General features: G+C 31.5%; 16 protein-coding genes and 1 other annotated feature. Of the genes, 12 read left to right on the forward strand and 4 right to left on the reverse strand.

Going from position 1 to position 18757, the window contains the following annotated elements; genetic code table 11:
* The first annotated feature begins 135 nt into the window (after positions 1–135).
* From HMPREF3186_RS03765 to HMPREF3186_RS03785, 5 genes are all read left to right on the forward strand, one after another.
* The gene (locus tag HMPREF3186_RS03765) at positions 136–948 is read left to right on the forward strand and encodes a Cof-type HAD-IIB family hydrolase (RefSeq protein WP_060913995.1); all 813 of its coding nucleotides are present in this window, start codon (positions 136–138) and stop codon (positions 946–948) included.
* Between the two features lie 16 nt (positions 949–964).
* Positions 965–1441 carry a 23S rRNA (pseudouridine(1915)-N(3))-methyltransferase RlmH gene (rlmH, locus tag HMPREF3186_RS03770; RefSeq protein ID WP_048803186.1) on the forward strand — a complete coding sequence of 159 codons (477 nt, stop codon included), beginning with the start codon at positions 965–967 and terminating at the stop codon, positions 1439–1441.
* Between the two features lie 108 nt (positions 1442–1549).
* Positions 1550–2428 carry a restriction endonuclease gene (locus HMPREF3186_RS03775; protein WP_231724156.1) on the forward strand — a complete coding sequence of 293 codons (879 nt, stop codon included), beginning with the start codon at positions 1550–1552 and terminating at the stop codon, positions 2426–2428.
* 13 nt (positions 2429–2441) lie between these two features.
* Positions 2442–3236 carry a hypothetical protein gene (locus HMPREF3186_RS03780; protein WP_060913996.1) on the forward strand — a complete coding sequence of 265 codons (795 nt, stop codon included), beginning with the start codon at positions 2442–2444 and terminating at the stop codon, positions 3234–3236.
* Between the two features lie 209 nt (positions 3237–3445).
* Complete coding sequence (locus HMPREF3186_RS03785; RefSeq protein ID WP_060913997.1) at positions 3446–4876, forward strand: alanine/glycine:cation symporter family protein; 1431 nt, start codon at positions 3446–3448, stop codon at positions 4874–4876.
* Between the two features lie 75 nt (positions 4877–4951).
* On the opposite strand, the gene HMPREF3186_RS03790 is transcribed toward HMPREF3186_RS03785, so the two are convergent.
* Together HMPREF3186_RS03790 and HMPREF3186_RS03795 are read right to left on the reverse strand one after the other, a co-directional pair.
* Positions 4952–5266, reverse strand: coding sequence for a type II toxin-antitoxin system RelE/ParE family toxin (locus HMPREF3186_RS03790; RefSeq protein WP_060913998.1), 315 nt, complete (start codon positions 5264–5266; stop codon positions 4952–4954).
* Positions 5253–5525 (reverse strand): type II toxin-antitoxin system Phd/YefM family antitoxin, encoded by a 273-nt coding sequence (locus HMPREF3186_RS03795; protein ID WP_048803182.1) that lies wholly within the window; start codon positions 5523–5525, stop codon positions 5253–5255. The genes HMPREF3186_RS03790 and HMPREF3186_RS03795 overlap by 14 nt, the downstream gene beginning before the upstream one ends.
* 177 nt (positions 5526–5702) lie before the next feature.
* Positions 5703–5922: a binding site (T-box leader), on the forward strand.
* A 102-nt stretch (positions 5923–6024) separates the two neighbouring features.
* On the opposite strand from HMPREF3186_RS03795, the gene HMPREF3186_RS03800 reads away from it, so the two are divergent.
* Positions 6025–8667 carry a valine--tRNA ligase gene (locus HMPREF3186_RS03800; RefSeq protein ID WP_060913999.1) on the forward strand — a complete coding sequence of 881 codons (2643 nt, stop codon included), beginning with the start codon at positions 6025–6027 and terminating at the stop codon, positions 8665–8667.
* 121 nt (positions 8668–8788) lie between these two features.
* Here HMPREF3186_RS03800 and HMPREF3186_RS03805 read toward each other — a convergent pair whose 3' ends face one another.
* Positions 8789–8926, reverse strand: a complete 138-nt coding sequence (locus HMPREF3186_RS03805) for an LPXTG cell wall anchor domain-containing protein (protein ID WP_048803180.1) — start codon at positions 8924–8926, stop codon at positions 8789–8791.
* A 17-nt stretch (positions 8927–8943) separates the two neighbouring features.
* A complete protein-coding gene (locus HMPREF3186_RS03810) occupies positions 8944–9543 on the reverse strand; it encodes a YtxH domain-containing protein (protein ID WP_060914000.1) in 600 nt (199 codons plus the stop codon).
* A gap of 251 nt (positions 9544–9794) precedes the next feature.
* Between HMPREF3186_RS03810 and HMPREF3186_RS03815 the strand changes: the two genes are divergently transcribed.
* The 6 genes from HMPREF3186_RS03815 to HMPREF3186_RS03840 all read left to right on the forward strand — a co-directional run bounded on the left by HMPREF3186_RS03815 (position 9795) and on the right by HMPREF3186_RS03840 (position 18737).
* Positions 9795–10412 carry a CBS domain-containing protein gene (locus tag HMPREF3186_RS03815; RefSeq protein ID WP_060914001.1) on the forward strand — a complete coding sequence of 206 codons (618 nt, stop codon included), beginning with the start codon at positions 9795–9797 and terminating at the stop codon, positions 10410–10412.
* A gap of 1 nt (position 10413) precedes the next feature.
* Positions 10414–11223: a pyruvate, water dikinase regulatory protein gene (locus HMPREF3186_RS03820; protein ID WP_060914002.1), complete on the forward strand. Its 810-nt coding sequence runs from the start codon at positions 10414–10416 to the stop codon at positions 11221–11223.
* Between the two features lie 61 nt (positions 11224–11284).
* Positions 11285–13921, forward strand: a complete 2637-nt coding sequence (ppdK, locus tag HMPREF3186_RS03825; RefSeq protein ID WP_060914003.1) for a pyruvate, phosphate dikinase — start codon at positions 11285–11287, stop codon at positions 13919–13921.
* A gap of 290 nt (positions 13922–14211) precedes the next feature.
* Positions 14212–16704 (forward strand): transglycosylase domain-containing protein, encoded by a 2493-nt coding sequence (locus HMPREF3186_RS03830; RefSeq protein WP_060914004.1) that lies wholly within the window; start codon positions 14212–14214, stop codon positions 16702–16704.
* 184 nt (positions 16705–16888) lie between these two features.
* Positions 16889–17749, forward strand: coding sequence for an RNase adapter RapZ (gene rapZ, locus HMPREF3186_RS03835; protein ID WP_060914005.1), 861 nt, complete (start codon positions 16889–16891; stop codon positions 17747–17749).
* 4 nt (positions 17750–17753) lie between these two features.
* Positions 17754–18737 (forward strand): gluconeogenesis factor YvcK family protein, encoded by a 984-nt coding sequence (locus tag HMPREF3186_RS03840; protein ID WP_060914006.1) that lies wholly within the window; start codon positions 17754–17756, stop codon positions 18735–18737.
* Positions 18738–18757 lie beyond the last annotated feature (20 nt).

The raw sequence follows: 18757 nt of genomic DNA on the forward strand, positions 1-18757 counted from the left end.
TCTTCGAAATCACGATTTTTGAGTCACTCCCTTTTCACTATGAGAGAGTAGTGATATCTGATATAATGTAAAGAAGTGAAATATATAAATTGATAAGATTATAGATTTTTTGAAATCTACTAAAGGAGCTTTTGTATGATAAAATTAGTTGTTACAGATATTGATGATACATTATTAAATAGTGATCGTGAGATTTCTAAGAAAAATAGAGAAGTAATTGAAGAGTGTAAGAAACAAGATATTAAAGTTATTTTAGCATCAGGTAGACCTGATTTTGGAATGATGAGTATAGTAGAAGATTTACAACTGGATAGTTATGATAACTACTTACTTTCATTTAATGGGGCTAGAATTGCTAATCTTAAAACGAATGAAGTGATCTATGAGAAGTTTTTATCTCTTGAGAGAATTAAGTTCTTAATAGATGTTGCTTTGGAGAATGATTGTGATATTCTTACTTACCAAGGTGGGAAAGTTCTTACGAATCGTGATAATGAATATGCACGAATTGAGTCTGGTTTAGTAAGTGCAGAATTAGTAATTAGTGAAAATATGAAAGATGATATTAAAGAAGGTGCGGCTAAGGTAATAATACTTAAACATCCTGATGAAGCTGTTGCAGTGAAAGATAAACTCGCGCTTGAATTAGGTGATGAGTATGAGGTTGCTATGTCTAAACCGTTCTTTATCGAGATTAACGATAAGGGTATTTCTAAAGGAGTATCTTTAGATTCATTATGTAAAAAACTTGGTTTAACAAATGAGAATGTAATGGCATTAGGTGATGGGCTTAATGATTTAAGTATGATTGAGTTCGCTGGTATGGGAGTTGCGGTTGATAATGCTAATCCTACTTTAAAAGAAGCGGCGAATTTTATTTCCAAGTCAAATGATGAAGATGGTTTCGCTTATGCTATTGAAAAATTTGTTCTTGGTAAAGATGTGTAGGTAGAAAGAGGTTCTGATGAAAGTAACTTTGATTTGTGTAGGTAAAGTTAAGGAGAAATTTTATAGAGATGCTATAAAAGAATATGAAAAACGTCTTGGAGCATATATTAAGTTAAATACTATAGAAATTTCTGATGAAAAAGTAAAGGTAGAAAATGATTCAGAAATAGCTCTTGCGATGGAAAAAGAAGGGAATAACATACTTTCAAAAATTAAAGATAATCAATATGTTATTACTTTGGAAATTTTAGGTAAGAATTTATCAAGTGAAGAATTTGCATCAAAAATTGATAATTTAATGCTTACAGGTAAGAGTGATGTGGCATTGGTAATTGGTGGAAGTTATGGACTCTCTGATAGTGTGAAAAAGCGTAGTGATTTTGCATTATCGTTTAGTAGGATGACGTTTCCACACCAGATGATGCGTGTTGTTTTACTTGAACAAGTGTATAGAGCTTACCGTATAATAACAGGAGCAAGTTATCATAAATAATTGTAAAGGATGAGGTTGTATTTTCAGACAATTTCATTCTTTTTTTGCTATTAAATTATAAAGATTTTTAGTATAATAAAGGTGAAGGAAATAAAGGAGGGAGAATTTGTGAATATATTTAAAATGACAACTAGTCAGAAAGATAATGTTATTTCTAAAGAAATAATTATTGCACTTAGAAAAAAAGGGGGAAGTGATACAAAAAGAGCGATAGTAGAGTATTTTAGAAAAAATTCAGAAGTTATAACTGAAGAATATATTGATTTTCGTCGTATTTCTGAGAAGAGTAATAAAGAATATTCACCTTTTGAGTTTTTTATTAATTTTAGTTTGAATTATTTAGAAAGAGCGGAATTTTTAAAAAAAGAAAATAAAATATACACTCTTACGGATAAAGGACGTGAGGCTAACCTTGAAGTTTTAGATTTTTCTGCTATTTACAAAAAGATTAATAAAGAAATTAAACAGAAAAAAGAAATCGTTGATATTGAAGAGGTAATTACGGTTGATGAAAAAGAAATTGTAGAAGATCAGTGGAGAGATGAGCTAATTAGAAAATTAAAAAAATTCAGTCCAGCAAAATTTGAGATGTTTGCAAGAAAACTTGTCTCTAAGATGAATGTTGAAATGGATGAAAAGATAGGGATTCAAGTTTCTAATGATGGAGGATTAGATGGGTTTGGGTATATAACAAGTGATAATTTTCGAACTGCGAGAGTTGCTATTCAGGCTAAAAGATGGGGAGGTAATGTACCTTCACCAGAAATAGATAAGTTTAGAGGGGCAATGGATAAATATAATGCTGAGTTTGGAATATTTATCACAACATCAAAATTTTCAAAAGCTGCTATAGAAGCATCTCGTTTGGGAACTAGAGCCATTACTCTGATTGATGGAGATATCATTGCTGATTTAGTAGCTAAATATGAGTTGTATGTTAAACCTGTAACAACTTATGTGTTAGATGAATTTTATGATAGTGAATAAGGAGGAATTATTTATGTTTAATTTAGATGAGTACATGCTACATCAAGTGTTAGCTATAGTTGGAATAGTATTCCTTATATTTTTTATTGTCGGGTATATTATTACAGCTATTTTCTCAAAAATTATGTTTGATATACTTGGGGTTAGATCAGGACTTGCATTTATACCTTTCTATAATACTTATAGAATTTATAAAGAGTATAAAGGGCGTGTTTGGAAGAGGAATTGGGGAGTTGCGTATTTATTAACTTTCACACTTCCTTCAGTTGCAATAGGAGCTTTATTGTTATTACTGATAAATTTAGGATTTACTACTGATGCTTTTTCGGGACAGTATGCTGGTATATTATTCACTGTAATTGCGTTATTAGTGGTTAGTGGATTAATTGCATATATATTTAACTTTATTATGTTATTTATAATGTATTTACCAATTTTTGATACAAAAGGTAGAAGAGTGGTATTGTATATCCAAGTAGGGCTTACAATCTTATCTTCATTTAGTGGCTTCATTTTCCAAGGAGCTAGTAATAGTACATTAAGTAGTATTTTTTCACTAGCACAATTAATATTCTCTATTGTCTTTATGGTTGTTTATTTTGTTGCTGCGACAGATATTAGAGCCAGAATTAGAAGTGGAGAATATGTACTTCAGGAGAAGTTAGATTATAGGATTTTAAACAGTTATGAAATAAATTCTATTTTAAAAGCTCGAGGTAGAAGATTAGTAGTTCCTAACATGAATAATAGCTTCAGTGATTATCCAAAGAATAATAATGAAGAAGTAAATAGAATTGAATATATTTAAAGAAAGGAATCCAGGTGATTTTAATATTGTGTTAAATCTCCTGGGTTTTTTATGTAAGATTTTTATGTTTTTCTATAATCTCCTGGTAAAGTATTGTTAACTTATGATACCGGCATGTCAGATTTTCTAACGTATATTTACAATTGTAGTATTTTTTAAAGTATAATAGAAAACGTAATAAAACAAATTTAATGAGGAGTTGACTCTTAATGGATAGATTTTTAGAATTATTAACTACCGTTAATGACTTTATGTGGACTTATTTCCTAATAGGGTTAGTAATGGTAACTGGTATTTATTTTACATTTAGTACTAAGTTTGTTCAATTTACTTACATCAAAGAAATGTTCAGACTTATTACTGAAAAGCCAAAAGTAGGTAAAGACGGAGAACAAAAAGGGGTTTCAGCTTTCCAAGCATTCACGATCTCAGCTGCGTCACGAGTAGGTACTGGTACAATTGCAGGGGTTGCTATTGCGATTGCAATGGGAGGGCCTGGTTCAGTATTCTGGATGTGGGTAATGGCACTTTTTGGTGGAGCTTCATCTTTTGCCGAATCAACATTAGCCCAAGTATATAAAGTTCGTGATAGAAAAGGTGTTTATCGTGGGGGACCTGCTTACTATATGGAAAAAGGTCTTGGACAAAAATGGATGGGTGTACTGTTCGCTATTGTTATTTCAGTAACTTATGGTATAGCATTTAACTCAGTTCAAACAAACACTATAGCACAAGCGTTACAAGTTTATAATGTAGATAGTCATATTGCGGGGATTGCCTTATTAATTCTTACAATTTTCGTAATTTTTGGTGGAGTAACAAAAGTTGTTAAAATTACTCAATGGTTAGTTCCAGTAATGGCGGTTGCGTATTTATTCATCGTATTAGTTATTATGGTTATTAATATTGATAAGTTACCTGGTGTTCTTGTTCAAATCGTTAAATCAGCATTTGGTCTTGAACAAGTAGGTGGTGGAGTAATTGGTATGGGAACATCAATACTTTTAGGAATTAAACGTGGTATGTTCACTAACGAAGCTGGTTTAGGGTCAACGCCTAACGCAGCGGCTACAGCTGATAGTACTCACCCAGCTAAACAAGGATTTATCCAAACTCTAGGAGTTTACTTCGACACATGTTTAGTATGTACAGCGACAGCATTCTTAATTTTACTTTACCCTGGTGTTGAATATGGAGCTGGTAAGTTACAAGGTATCCAACTTACACAAGCTGCCTTAACTTCACAAGTAGGAAGCATAGGAACAATTTTCTTAATCGTAGCTATTTTCTTATTCGGATATAGTTCTGTAATTGGTAACTACTACTACGGAGAAACAAACATTCAATATTTACTTCCTAAAAAATGGGCTGTAAATGTTTATCGTTTTATTGTATGTATCTTTGTATATGTAGGAAGTGTATTAGACTTAAACTTAGTTTGGGGACTTGCTGATATAACAATGGGAATTATGGCTTTGCTTAACTTAATTGCGATTATTGGTCTATCTGGTGTAGTTTATGTAGTATTAAAAGACTACGTGAAACAACATAAACAAGGAAAAGATCCTGAGTTCTATCTAGATAACTTACCAATTAAAATCAATAATGCCACAGCATGGAAAAATAAAAAAGAAGATTAATATTTAAAAAAGTACTTCGATGATGGAATTAGATTTCTAATCATTGAAGTACTTTTTATTTATATGGAATATTTTTTATAGGATATCAATCCATTTTTGTCTTGCGTGAAGAATTCGGTGAATCATTACAGTTTTATTTTCTTTGTTCACTTTATAGAAAATGATATAATTCTTAACAAGACATTTTCTAAATTCTTTACGGTGTAGATAGGCATCATCAACTAATCCATAGCGAAGAGGCATGATAGAAAGATTGGAAACGGTAGCCTCTATCTCATCAAGTAGGGTAGATGCAGTATGCGGTGCATCTAAATTGTGATAAATATAATGGATTATATCTTTTAGGTCTTTGTGATAGGTTTCAGAAACAACTATTTTATAATGTTCCATTTTTTAGTTCCTCTCTCAAACTTTTCATAGAATCATCAAAAGTAAGGGTACGACCATTTACAAAATCAGATTCACTTTGTTCTAAAAGTTGATATAGTTCATATCTCCCCATGAATTTATTGAATAAATCAATGCTCATAACAGCAAGATCTCCACGACCATTTTTGGTAATAAAAATTGGTTCACCTGTTTCATGACAAAATGAAGAGATTTCATTGTAATTATTACGTAAATCTGTACTTGATTTAATGTTTGGCATATTAGCACCTCCTCTAATCTAAAGATATTATACTATTATTTCTTTAGGGTGTCAAAAATATAAGAGGTAGAGGGATACATATTCACATATATTCACATACTATATTCACAAAGTTTTAATTTTACTTGCAATATGAAAAAAAGTGTGTTATTATATTAAACATATTTTAATTATAAAATATATGCGATGAGCCGATAAGTAAAAGTTCTTGCGTACCGTAGGATACAGAAAAGAAATCAGTGGTTGAGAGATTTCTCCTAGGCAGGACTTTGAAGTAGACGGTGAGCATTTAGAGTGAAAGTAAGTAGCTTTAAACGTGGTTAGAGCGTTAATCTTATTAAGTGCTAATTTATATAATTAGAATAAAGGTGGTACCACGGAAACTTTCGTCCTTATGTGAGGATGGAGGTTATTTTTTTTACCTAGAAAAAATATCACCAATACAATTAGTAAAAGTGAAAATAATTAATGATAAAATAAAAATTTAGGAGGAACAGTCATGACTGAAATGTCTACAAAATATAATCCGACCGAAGTAGAAAATAATCGCTACAACTGGTGGTTGGAAAAAGAAGTTTTTAAAGCTGATAATAAAAGTAAAAAGAATCCATATACAATCGTAATTCCACCACCAAACGTAACTGGTAAATTACACATTGGGCATGCTTGGGATACAACTCTACAAGATATGTTAACACGTTACAAACGTCTTAAAGGATTTGATGTACTTTATCTTCCAGGGATGGACCACGCTGGTATATCTACACAAGCTAAAGTAGAAGCTAAAATGCGTGAAGAAGGATTAAGTCGTTATGACTTAGGTCGTGAAAAATTCTTAGAGCGTGCATGGGAATGGAAAGAAGAATATGCTGGATATATTCGTGCACAATGGGCTAAACTTGGATTAGGTTTAGACTATTCAAGAGAAAGATTTACATTAGATGAAGGGTTAAACAAGGCAGTAACGAAAATTTTCGTAGATCACTACAACAATGGTACAATCTATCGTGGTGAGAAAATTATCAACTGGGATCCAGTTCAAAGAACTGCATTATCTAACATCGAAGTAATTCACAAAGACGTAGAAGGTGCATTCTATCACCTTAAATATTTCTTAGCTGATGGAAGTGGAGACTATCTAGAAGTAGCAACTACTCGTCCTGAAACTTTATTTGGAGATACTGCGGTTGCTGTTCATCCTGAAGATGAAAGATATCAGAAATATATTGGTAAAACAGTTCTTTTACCAGTAACAAATAAAGAAATTCCTGTTATTGCAGATGAATATGTAGAAAAAGATTTCGGAAGTGGAGTAGTTAAAATAACTCCTGCCCACGATCCAAATGACTTTGAAGTTGGTGAACGTCATAACTTAGAACGTATCATCGTTATGGATGAAGGTGCTGTTATGAATGAACATGCAGATAAATATAACGGTATGGATCGTTTTGAGTGTCGTAAAACTCTTATTGCTGATTTACAAGAAAGTGGAGTATGCTTCAAGATTGAAAAACATCTTCACTCAGTAGGGCACTCTGAGCGTAGTGGTGCTGTTGTTGAACCATATCTTTCTAAACAATGGTTTGTTGACATGAAGCCTCTTGCTGATAAAGTTTTAGAAAATCAAAAAGATGCAGATAGAAAAGTTAACTTCTATCCACCTCGTTTTGAAAATACGTTAAATACTTGGATGGAAAATATCCAAGACTGGTGTATTTCTCGTCAATTATGGTGGGGACATCGTATTCCAGCATGGTATCACAAAGAAACTGGTGAAGTTTATGTTGATGTAAATCCACCAAAAGATATTGAAAACTATGTTCAAGATGAAGACGTTCTTGATACTTGGTACTCTTCAGCATTATTCCCATTCTCTACATTAGGATGGCCAGATTTAGAAAGTGAAGATTTCAAACGTTACTATCCAAATAGCTGTCTAGTAACTGGATATGACATCATCTTCTTCTGGGTTGCTCGTATGGTATTCCAAGGATTAGAATTTACAGGTACTCGTCCATTTGAAGATTGTTTAATCCACGGTTTAGTTCGTGATGAACAAGGACGTAAGATGAGTAAATCACTTGGTAATGGTGTAGATCCAATGGAAGTAATCGAACAATACGGAGCTGATAGCTTACGTTATTTCTTAGCTACTAACTCAACACCAGGTCAAGACTTACGTTACTCAACTGAGAAAATTGAAGCAAGTTGGAACTATATCAATAAAATTTGGAATGCTTCTCGTTTCGTAATCATGAACCTTGAAGGTTTCGAATATAGTGATATTGATTTAACTGGAGAAAAAACATTAGCTGATAAATATATCTTAACAAAACTTGCTAAAACTATTGAAGATTTCGAAAGATTATTCGAAAAATATGAATTTGGTGAAGCAAGCCGTATTCTTTACAACTTCGTATGGGAAGAATTCTGTTCATGGTATATTGAAATTGCTAAGATTTCATTAAATGGTGAAGATGAAGCTGCTAAGAAAACAACTAAATCTATCTTAGTATATGTACTTGATGCTTCTCTAAAAATGTTACATCCGTTTATGCCGTTTGTAACTGAAGAAATCTGGCAACACATTCCTCACACAGGAGATAGTATTGTAACTAGTGAATTTGCTAAAGTTGAAGCAAGTCTAGTGTTTGAAAAAGAAACTGAAGATATGCAATTCATCCAAGATGTAATTACTGCAGTACGTAACATCCGTAGTGAAGTGAATGCGCCAATGTCTCGAGAGATACCTATTAAGATTAAGTACTCACAAGATAGCGTAAAAGAAGTACTATTAAGTGGTAGTGCGTACTTAGAGAAATTTGCACGTCCTAGCGAACTTATTATCGAACGTGAAGTAGAAGCAAGTGAAACTGACATTAGCCGTATCTTACCAGGTGCTGAAATCTATGTTTCATTAAGTGATTTAATCGATGTAGACAAAGAAAAAGAACGTCTAGGAAAAGAATTAGAAAAATTACAACAAGAATTAGATAGAGTAAATAAAAAACTTTCTAATGAAAAATTTGTCGGTTCTGCTCCAGAGGTGGTTGTAGCTAAAGAAAAAGAAAAACAAGCAACATATCAAGAACAATATGATAGTGTTAAAGAAAGAATAGCTGCATTAGATAATTTAAAATAGTATAAGATAGAAGAGAGTGATTCGAAAATCGTATAGATTTTATCGAACCACTCTTTTATTTATTATATAGATTAACTGTAAAAAAAAAACTCTAAGCTAGCTTTACCTAGCTTAGAGCATATTAGTCGTCTTTGTTATTCTTTTTTCTCCAGATTAGGAAGAAAATTATAGCGATTATTATGATTATACCGATGTATGCACCATAATTCTTAACTGCTTCGCCTGTATTAGGAAGAGTATTTAGTGATAGTAGATTCATCTTAACTCCTCGTTATATTATTTTTCTTCTTTTTGTTCAGGAGTGTTGTTTAGAACTTCAGTTTCAACACGTTCTTTAACAGAGTCTAAAGTTTCAGATGATTTATTAGCAAAATCTTCAACTTTTTCTTGAACATTTGATTCGTCAACATCTTTTTTGATGTTAGAAACTTGATCTTTAATTTTTTCGAAAGATTCTTTTGCTTTTTCTGCATAAGATTCAATAGAAGGTTTAAGATCTTCAACGATTTTTTTAGCATCTCCTAGATTTTCTTTAACTTCTGCAGTGTATTCTTTTACGTTAGATACATGCCCTTTAATATCTGTTACATTATTAGATAATTCTTTTCCGTAATCAACAGCATCGTTGTATTTGTTCTCTAAAGCATTTTTAGCTTTTTTAAGATTTTTTACTAGGTCGTTGTATAGGTAGATTGCCGCTTCCTCAACACCATTTTTCTTAGTGTAACGAATCATACAACGTGTGTAACCATAGTAATCCTTAGATTTTTTCTTAACGTATTCAGTGTGATCTTCTACTTTATTTGGATTTTTTGAATAATAGTTAGCAATGGCTATTCCTGTACCGATTGCAAATAGTTTTGATAATTTTGACATACAATTTTTCCCCTCAATATATTATTAGATTAATTATAACATATAAATATTTAAATTTAAATAAAATAGATATTGAGTAACTCTATTTTAATAATTTGGTAATAAATGTTATTAATATCACATAATATATCTAATTTAAAAGTAAATAACAGAATATATTAAAAATATTGTTACACATTAATTAAAGATAACGCTTGAATTAATGTGTAACATATTGTATAATAAAAATTATGATACAAGAAGGAGGAACAATGAAACTTACGGAAAGACACAAAGCTATAATTGAAATAGTAAAGAATTTTGAACCGATAACAAGTGATGAAATTGCAGAAAAGCTTTCTTTGGGGAAATCTACTTTAAGAAATGATCTTGCGGTCTTAGGAATGTTAGAAATTTTGGAAGCAAAACCTAATGTAGGTTACTATTACAATTATAATTTTTCACCAGGAGAACAACGTGAAGAAATAAAAAGTAAATTAGTTAAAGATGTAATGGGAATAGCGATAACAGCGAAAAGTACAGCGAACTATTCTGAGGTATTATCGAAATTATTTATTTATGATGTAGGGACTATTTTTATTGTAGATGAGAATAATCATCTTGCTGGTGTAACATCTAGAAAGGATATGCTGAAATTATCTAGGAATGCTGATGGACAAAATCTTCCTATAGTATTAGCGATGACTCGCGTTCCAAACGTTATATATATATATGAAGATGAGTTAGTTACTGATGCATTAAGAAAATTAATTTTACATGAGATTGATTGCTTACCTGTTGTAAGGGACGAAAAAGATGGTAAGGTAATCGTTGGTAAAATATCGAAAACTACATTAATTAAGTTATTATTGGAAATGCTGGAGGGATAATATGTTAACTGTACATATAATTTCAGATTCAATAGGAAACACTGCAAAGGATGTGGTTGATGCAGCACTTGTGCAGTTTTCTTATGAGAATAAGAAGTATAAAGTACTTAAAAACTCCAATGTTTGTACGAAAGAAAAAATAGATTGTATTATATCCAATGTAAATGAGGGAGATGTAATTGTTCAAACATTAGTTGATGGTGCTTTAGCAAGCTATGTAAAAGAAAAAGGGTTAGAAAAAAATATAAAAGTTATAGATCTATTAAGTGAAATGCTTAGTACTTTCGAAGAAAAATTAGGAGTAAAAGCTGAAGGAAATCCTGGTTTAAATAGAAAGATGGGAGAGGAGTATTTCAAGAGAATAGATGCTTTAGAATTTGCTGTGAAGTATGATGATGGGAAAGATATAAATGGTCTAAAAGAAGCAGATGTTGTAATTTTAGGTGTATCGAGAACTTCAAAAACACCATTAAGCTTATATTTAGCAAATAGAAACATTAAAGTTATGAATGTTCCTATTATTCAAGACTTGATACTTCCGGAACAGCTATATGAAGTAAAAAGAAAAGTAATTGGTTTAACGAATTCAGTAGAACAACTTAATAAGTTGAGGGAAGAAAGATTGAAGACTCTAGGTGTATCAGGGAATTCGGATTATACTGATGAAATACAAATTTTTGAAGAGTTAGAATATGCTCTAGAGATTATGGGAAAACTTGGATGTCCGATAATAGACGTTCAAAATAAAGCTGTTGAGGAGACAGCTGAATTAATAATTGGGATTATGAGAGAAAGAGGCCTAAAGGTTTAAACAAAATAATAAAAAGAAATAATTATATAAAACAATAATTTGTTTATGGGGGAATTTTACAATGTCAAAAAAATATGTTTATAATTTCAGTGAAGGAAATAAAGATATGAAATCTTTATTAGGAGGAAAAGGGGCAAACCTTGCAGAGATGAAAGGTTTAGGGATTAGTGTTCCTCCTGGTTTTACTATTACTACAGAAAGTTGTAATAGTTATTATGAAAATGGGGAAAGAATTAAACCTGAGATTTTAAAACAGATTAACGAACAACTTGAAATTTTAGAAGAAAATATTGGGAAAAAATTAGGAAGTATAGAAAATCCTTTATTGGTGTCTGTTCGTAGTGGTGCAGTATTTTCTATGCCAGGAATGATGGATACTATTTTAAATCTGGGACTAAATGACGAAACTACTATAGCATTGGCTAAGAAGAATAATAACTATCGTTTTGCTTACGATAGTTATAGAAGATTTATTCAAATGTTCTCAGATGTTGTTATGGATGTAGAAAAATATAAGTTTGAGGAAGTTTTAACTAGAGTTAAAAATGCTAATGGCTATGAGCAAGATAGTGAATTAAATGAGAAAGATTTATTTAATATTGTTGAAGAGTTTAAGGCAATTTATAAAAAAGAAGTAGGTCGAGAATTTCCTATGAGTGTAAAAGAGCAGCTTATGCTAGCTATTGAAGCTGTTTTTAGATCATGGAATAATAATCGTGCTAAAGTATATAGAAGACTACACAATATTAGTGATAAACTTGGTACAGCTGTAAATATTCAAGCTATGGTGTTTGGTAATATGGGAGATAATTGTGGTACTGGAGTTTCATTTAGTAGAAACCCTGTAACTGGAGAGGATGAACTTTTTGGTGAATATCTAATTAATGCGCAAGGGGAAGATGTTGTAGCGGGTATAAGAACACCTAAAAATATTAGTGTTCTAAAAGATGATATGCCACATTTATATAAAGAATTTGTTAAGATTTCTAAAAAATTAGAACAACACTATAAAGACATGCAAGATATAGAGTTTACTATCGAAGATGGAAGGTTGTATATTCTTCAAACAAGAAACGCAAAAAGAACACCAAATGCAGTAGTTGAAGTTGCGGTATCACTAGCAGAAGAAGGTGTAATTTCTAAAGAAGAAGCGATTCTAAGAGTGGGAACAGAGGAAATTAATAAACTTCTTCATGCTACATTTGAGGAAAAATCATTAAAAGAAGCTAAGCAATTAACTCAAGGTTTAGCAGCATCACCTGGAGCAGCAGTCGGTGGTATTTATTTTACAGCGCAAGAAGCTGTAGAAGCGGCGAAAACAAAACCTGTTATTTTAGTAAGAGAAGAAACTTCTCCAGAAGATATTGAAGGTATGATTAGCTCAGAGGCTATTGTAACTTTACGTGGTGGTATGACATCACATGCTGCTGTAGTAGCAAGAGGGATGGGTAAATGTTGTGTCTGTGGCTGCCAAAACATGATTATAAATTATGGTGAAAAAATGTTAAAAATTGCTGGAGTAACATTACATGAAGGTGATATAATCTCAGTCGATGGAAGCAGTGGAAAAGTGTATCTAGGTGAAGTAGATAAAGTTGATGCCAAATTTAGCAATAGATTCAATAAACTTTTAGGATGGGCTGATGGAATTAGAGAACTTAAAGTACTAGCAAATGCAGATAATGAAACTGATGCTAAAGTTGCTTTTGAGTTTGGAGCTGAAGGAATAGGATTATGTAGAACAGAGCATATGTTCTTTGAAGAAGATAGAATTAGTCTAGTTAGGAAAATGATTTTAGCTAGTGATACTAATGAGAGAGTTAGATTCTTAGATAGATTACAACCAATTCAAAGCGAAGATTTCTACAAGATTTTTAAAGAAGCTCAAGGTAAATCTGTTAATATAAGATTATTAGATCCACCGCTTCATGAATTCTTACCAAAAGATGAAAATACTGTTAAGCTTATTGCCGAGGAAATAGGTGTAAGTGTTAATCAATTAGAAGCGAAAATAGCTAGTATTGCAGAATTCAATCCTATGATGGGACATCGTGGTTGTCGACTAGGTATTACATATCCAGAAATTTACTTAATGCAGGCGAAGGCTATTAGTTCAGCAGCGATTAGAGCTCGTAAAGAAGGTATTGAAGTAAATGTTGAAATTATGATTCCTTTAGTAGGATTAGAAAAAGAGCTAGCAGTGTTACGAGAACAAATCGTTGAACTTGTGGAAAAAGAAATTCAATTGTACAATGTAGATTTCAAATACAAAGTAGGAACGATGATTGAAATTCCTCGAGCTTGTCTAATTGCTGATAAGATTGCAGAACATGCAGATTTCTTTAGTTTTGGTACTAATGACTTAACTCAATTAACATTTGGTTATTCTAGAGATGATGCTGAAAAATTCATTGATATTTACAAGAAAAAAAATATCTTAGAGTCAGATCCATTTGTTCATCTTGATGATAGTGGAGTATTAGAACTTATGAAACTTGCAGTTGACAAAGCAAAAGCTATTAAACCAGGTATTAAGCTTGGGATCTGTGGAGAACATGGTGGAGATGAAAGATCTATCTTATTATGTTCTAAAATAGGATTAGGATATGTATCTTGTTCACCATACAGGGTAATTATTGCCAGAATTGCAGCAGCTAAAGCAGCTATAAAAAATGTTGAAGCAGCAGTAAATAAATAATATATCTATTGAGAAGCTATTAAAATAAGATAGCTTCTTTATTTATGTATTATAATAATCTTTAGAGTATAATAGTAAATTATTTAAATTTGATATTAATTAGTAAGCTTATAATTGAAAGAGCTTGGCTTATGTTACAATATTATTAAATAATAGTTAATATTTGCAAAGTAAATTGATTTTTTTTCCAATATACATTAAAATTAATGTAGTATATTATGACATTTTATTATGAAAAATTAATATGAATAAAGTGAAAGTTTAAATATATAAAAAAGAGAGGATATACTATGGCAGAAAATAATAACAATCGGTTATCAAGAAGAGATAGGCACTCTCATGAAAGAAAGAGTGTTATGCCAGGTGGATATATATCTAGAGAAAATACTAATCCAACGAACAATGGTCAACCAAGAAGGCCATTAACAAATGAAGAAATAATGAGAAGAAGCGGACAAGGAAAAAATCGTCCTGTTCAGCCGCAAAATCCTCAGCAACCTGATAGAGGAAAAAGAGCAGGAGGCCCAGGAGGTCCGAGAAGACCAACAGGTCCAAATAGAATAAGTAATCCAAATTCTAAAAAGAATAATAAAGCATTATGGATGAAAATTATTAGATATGGTTTATATGTGGCAAGTGTTGCTATTATATCAATTTTCTTATTATGTGTGTTCTGGATATACCAAGCACCTGCATTTGATTCTAAGATCTTAGATAATAATTCAAGAACAATTGTTTATGATACAAATAATAATGAGGTAGCAAAATTAGGTAACCAAATTGGTGAGAACTTAGAAACTGCGGATATACCACAAAAAATGCAAGATGCTATCTTGGCAACAGAGGACAATAGATTCTTTGAACATGGTGCGGTAGACTTTAGACGTTTAGTAGGAGCAGTTGTGTCAAACTTAACTAGTGGTTTTGGTTCACAAGGGGCATCAACTATTTCTCAACAATTAATTAAGAGAACCTTCCTTGACGATAATAAGAGTGTAAAACGTAAAGTTCAAGAAGCATACCTTGCATATAAACTTGAGCAAAACTATGATAAAGAATCAATATTTACAATGTATGTAAATAGAATCTACTATTCTGATGGAGTTTACGGCTTAAAAACCGCTGCGAAATATTATTATGGGAAAGAATTAAATCAACTTACTCTTCCTCAGATGGCTCTTTTAGCGGGAATGCCACAGCACCCTAATACGTATAATCCTTATGATAATCCAGAGGCTGCGAAGGCACGTCGTGATACGGTATTATACTTAATGCAATATCATGGGAAAATATCAGAAGCTGATTCACAAGCTGCTCAAAAAACAGATGTATTATCAGGAATTATAGAGCGTGATGAAAGTGAGCGTGTATTACTATCAAGTGAGTTCGATTCTAAATATACTTCTTACATGAATCAAATTGTAAATGAATTGAAAAACAGTAAAGAATACAAAGACTATGAAGGAGATGTCTTAAACTTAGGGCTTAAAATTTATACAAACTTTGATTCTAAGATTCAGGACACTCTAACTGAAAGTGTTAATGCAAACTATGCTGGAATAAAACAAGCAAGTAACGTTGCGATGGTTGTATTAAATAATGAAAATAGTGGTATTGCTGCTTTATATGGTGGTAAAAAACAAACATTCCATGGATTTAATATTGCTACTCAAGCAAAACTGCAACCTGGTTCATCAATCAAACCGATTCTTGCATATGGACCTGCAATTGAATACTTAAATTGGGGATCTGATCATACTGTTAATGATACTAAGATTCAAGGTTCACAAATTCAAAACTGGGATAGACAATTCCACGGTAATATAACTATTAACAATGCATTAGTTTGGTCATATAATATACCAGCTATTAAGACTTACCAAGAAGTAGGATTTAATAGAGTAAAACAATATGCTGCTAATGTTGGAATGAATATTACTGATGATTCAATTACTACTCCAATTGGAGGAAGTAGTGATGGATTCTCACCACTGCAAATGGCAGGTGCATATGTTCCATTTAGTAATGGTGGATACTATGCAACACCTAAAGCTATTAAGAAAGTGTATGATAGTGAGGGAACTGAAGTGAAAAGCTTTAGTACAGATGATAGAAAACGAGTTATAAAAGATTCTACAGCATACATTATGACATCTATGCTAAGAAACGTAGTTAATGGAACTGCAGCTAATGCTCGTATTAGTGGAGCTGACATGGCTGTTAAAACAGGTACTACTACTTTCGGAGAAGGCGAAGCTCAGAAATACGGTTTCGATATAAATAACTATTCTAAAGACTCTTGGACAATAGGTTACACTAGTAACTATACAATGGCTGTATGGCAAGGATTTGATGCAATAGATGGTCCTACTAAGTATATGACTCAAGATGATACTCAGAAGACACAAGCATTGTATCGAATTAACATGCAAAATATTGTAAGAATACATCCTCCAAAAGGATTTACAGTTCCAGGAAATGTTGGTTCTGTAAATGGAGGAGTTAAGATTATTACAGAAAGTGAGCGTCGTCAAATAGAAGAACAAAATAGACGTGAGCAAGAAGAAAGAAGTCGTGAGAATAACAACGATAATAATAACAATAATCGTAACAATAATTCTGATGATGATAATTCGAATAATAATCAAAACGATACATCGAATGATAACAACAATAATTTATCAAGAGGAAACAATAATAATACTGTTATAACTCCAGGTACAAGAAACAATAATGGAGTAAATAATGGTGTTAATAACAATACAAATAGGAATACGAGATAATTAGTCTCTTAACTACTGTAAGATTATTTTCTTACAGTAGTTTTCTTTTATTGATATTTTAAAATACTACACAAAAATTTAGAAATGGTGTACAATATAGGAATGGAGCAGTTTATTTATTCTTTGTTTAACAGAATATATTATTCCATAAAACTTATATTATTATAAAGATGGATGTGAAGCTATGAAGAAAAAATTAGTTATAATTACAGGAATAAGTGGAGCAGGGAAAAATACAGCATTACAAGTCTTTGAAAACCAAGGGTATTTTTGTACAGATAATTTACCTGGATTAGTTGTAGAAGATTTTTTAAGAATAATAGAAGAAAAAGATATTGATAAAACAGCGATAAGTATTGATATAAGAAGTAAACACATTTTTGTTGATTTAAAAGAATTATTAAAAAAACTACAACAAAGTGAGTACTTTGATGTTAAAATCTTATTTTTAGATAGTGATGATCAAGTATTGGTCAATAGATATAAAGAAACTAGAAAAAATCATCCTTTATCTACTGAGTTTAGCTTACTTGAAGGTATTGCTCAAGAGAGAAAAGATATGAATGATATCAAAGGTATTGCAAATTATATTTATGATACTACAAATACTTCTGTAAAAAATTTGAAGAAAAAAATATTAGAAGACTTCGGAATTGAGAAAAAAGATAGTTATCATATTACAATCTCAAGTTTTGGTTACAAATATGGAGTTCCTATTGACGCAGATAATATTGTCGATGTTCGTTTCTTGAGAAATCCGTTTTATATAAATGAATTACGAGAAAAAACTGGTCAAGATAGTGAAGTATATGATTATGTTTTTGAGGATGAAGTTACTCAGGAATTTTATGATAAATATTTAGAACTTATGACATTTATGGTAGATAAGTATCAATATGAAGGTCGTGATAAGGTTGCTATAGCAGTTGGATGTACAGGTGGTAAACACCGTTCTGTTAGCGTAGCAAGAAGATTACATGAAGATATTTCAAAATTAGGATACAGGGTGTATTTAGAACATCGCGATATTAATAAGGGTAGGTAGAAAAATGAGAACTAAAATAAAAGTAGTTACTATTGGCGGCGGAACTGGTTTGTCCGTTCTTTTAAGAGGATTAAAGAAATATCCTCTTGAGATAACTGCTGTAGTAACGGTAGCAGATGATGGAGGAAGTTCTGGAAAGATAAGAAGTGATATGAATATTCCTTCACCGGGAGACATTAGAAATGTTATTGCAGCGTTATCTGATGTTGAACCATACTTAGAAAAAATGTTTCAATATCGTTTTGATAGTGGAGAAGTTAAAGGACATCCTGTTGGAAATCTAATGATAGCGGCTATGACGGATATTCATGGTGATTTTTCTACTGCGGTAAAAGTTATGAGTAGAATTTTAAATGTACGTGGAACTGTTTTGCCGACTACTAATGATATAGCGACATTAAATGCTGTATTATCAGATGGAGAAATTATTCGTGGAGAATCTTCTATTACAAAGGCTGGAGGAGTTATTGACCATGTATACATTACTCCTTCAAGAGTTAAACCTAATGAAGATGTACTTAAGGCAATAGAAGAAGCCGATTATATTATTATGGGACCAGGAAGTTTATATACTTCTATAATACCTAACTTAGTAATATCTAAGGTTTCAGAAAAAATAAGAGAAAGTAATGCTAAGAAGATATATGTTTGTAATGTTATGACTCAACATGGTGAAACTGATAATTACACAGTTTCAGACCATATAGTTGCGATAAATAAACATGTAGAAGAGAATATTTTTGACTTAGTAATTGCTAATTCACGTGAGTTTGATGATAGTATTTTATCGAAATATCACAAAGAAAAACAAGAACCGGTCAAAATCGATCAAGAGAAAATTAAAGAGTTGGGAATAAAATTAATAAAAAATAATGATGTAGGAATCGTTGATAATAATACGATTAGGCATAATGCTGACAAAGTTTCTGAATTAATTTACGATTATATTATAGACGATAAGCCAACAATGATTTATAATAAAAGGTGAGAAAACAAATAAGGAGAACC

The sequence above is a fragment of the Gemella haemolysans genome, assembly GCF_001553035.1.
GTDB classification, from domain to species: Bacteria; Bacillota; Bacilli; order Staphylococcales; family Gemellaceae; genus Gemella; species Gemella haemolysans_B.

Excerpts from the sequence above, each read along its gene's own strand:
- HMPREF3186_RS03780 (WP_060913996.1), top strand. The coding sequence starts at position 2,442 with ATGTTTAATTTAGATGAGTACATGCTACATCAAGTGTTAGCTATAGTT.
- HMPREF3186_RS03830 (WP_060914004.1), top strand. The coding sequence starts at position 14,212 with ATGGCAGAAAATAATAACAATCGGTTATCAAGAAGAGATAGGCACTCT.
- HMPREF3186_RS03795 (WP_048803182.1), bottom strand. The coding sequence starts at position 5,525 with ATGCCAAACATTAAATCAAGTACAGATTTACGTAATAATTACAATGAA.
- ppdK (WP_060914003.1), top strand. The coding sequence starts at position 11,285 with ATGTCAAAAAAATATGTTTATAATTTCAGTGAAGGAAATAAAGATATG.
- HMPREF3186_RS03805 (WP_048803180.1), bottom strand. The coding sequence starts at position 8,926 with ATGAATCTACTATCACTAAATACTCTTCCTAATACAGGCGAAGCAGTT.
- rapZ (WP_060914005.1), top strand. The coding sequence starts at position 16,889 with ATGAAGAAAAAATTAGTTATAATTACAGGAATAAGTGGAGCAGGGAAA.
- HMPREF3186_RS03790 (WP_060913998.1), bottom strand. The coding sequence starts at position 5,266 with ATGGAACATTATAAAATAGTTGTTTCTGAAACCTATCACAAAGACCTA.
- HMPREF3186_RS03800 (WP_060913999.1), top strand. The coding sequence starts at position 6,025 with ATGACTGAAATGTCTACAAAATATAATCCGACCGAAGTAGAAAATAAT.
- HMPREF3186_RS03785 (WP_060913997.1), top strand. The coding sequence starts at position 3,446 with ATGGATAGATTTTTAGAATTATTAACTACCGTTAATGACTTTATGTGG.
- HMPREF3186_RS03810 (WP_060914000.1), bottom strand. The coding sequence starts at position 9,543 with ATGTCAAAATTATCAAAACTATTTGCAATCGGTACAGGAATAGCCATT.
- HMPREF3186_RS03820 (WP_060914002.1), top strand. The coding sequence starts at position 10,414 with ATGTTAACTGTACATATAATTTCAGATTCAATAGGAAACACTGCAAAG.
- HMPREF3186_RS03815 (WP_060914001.1), top strand. The coding sequence starts at position 9,795 with ATGAAACTTACGGAAAGACACAAAGCTATAATTGAAATAGTAAAGAAT.
- HMPREF3186_RS03765 (WP_060913995.1), top strand. The coding sequence starts at position 136 with ATGATAAAATTAGTTGTTACAGATATTGATGATACATTATTAAATAGT.
- HMPREF3186_RS03840 (WP_060914006.1), top strand. The coding sequence starts at position 17,754 with ATGAGAACTAAAATAAAAGTAGTTACTATTGGCGGCGGAACTGGTTTG.
- rlmH (WP_048803186.1), top strand. The coding sequence starts at position 965 with ATGAAAGTAACTTTGATTTGTGTAGGTAAAGTTAAGGAGAAATTTTAT.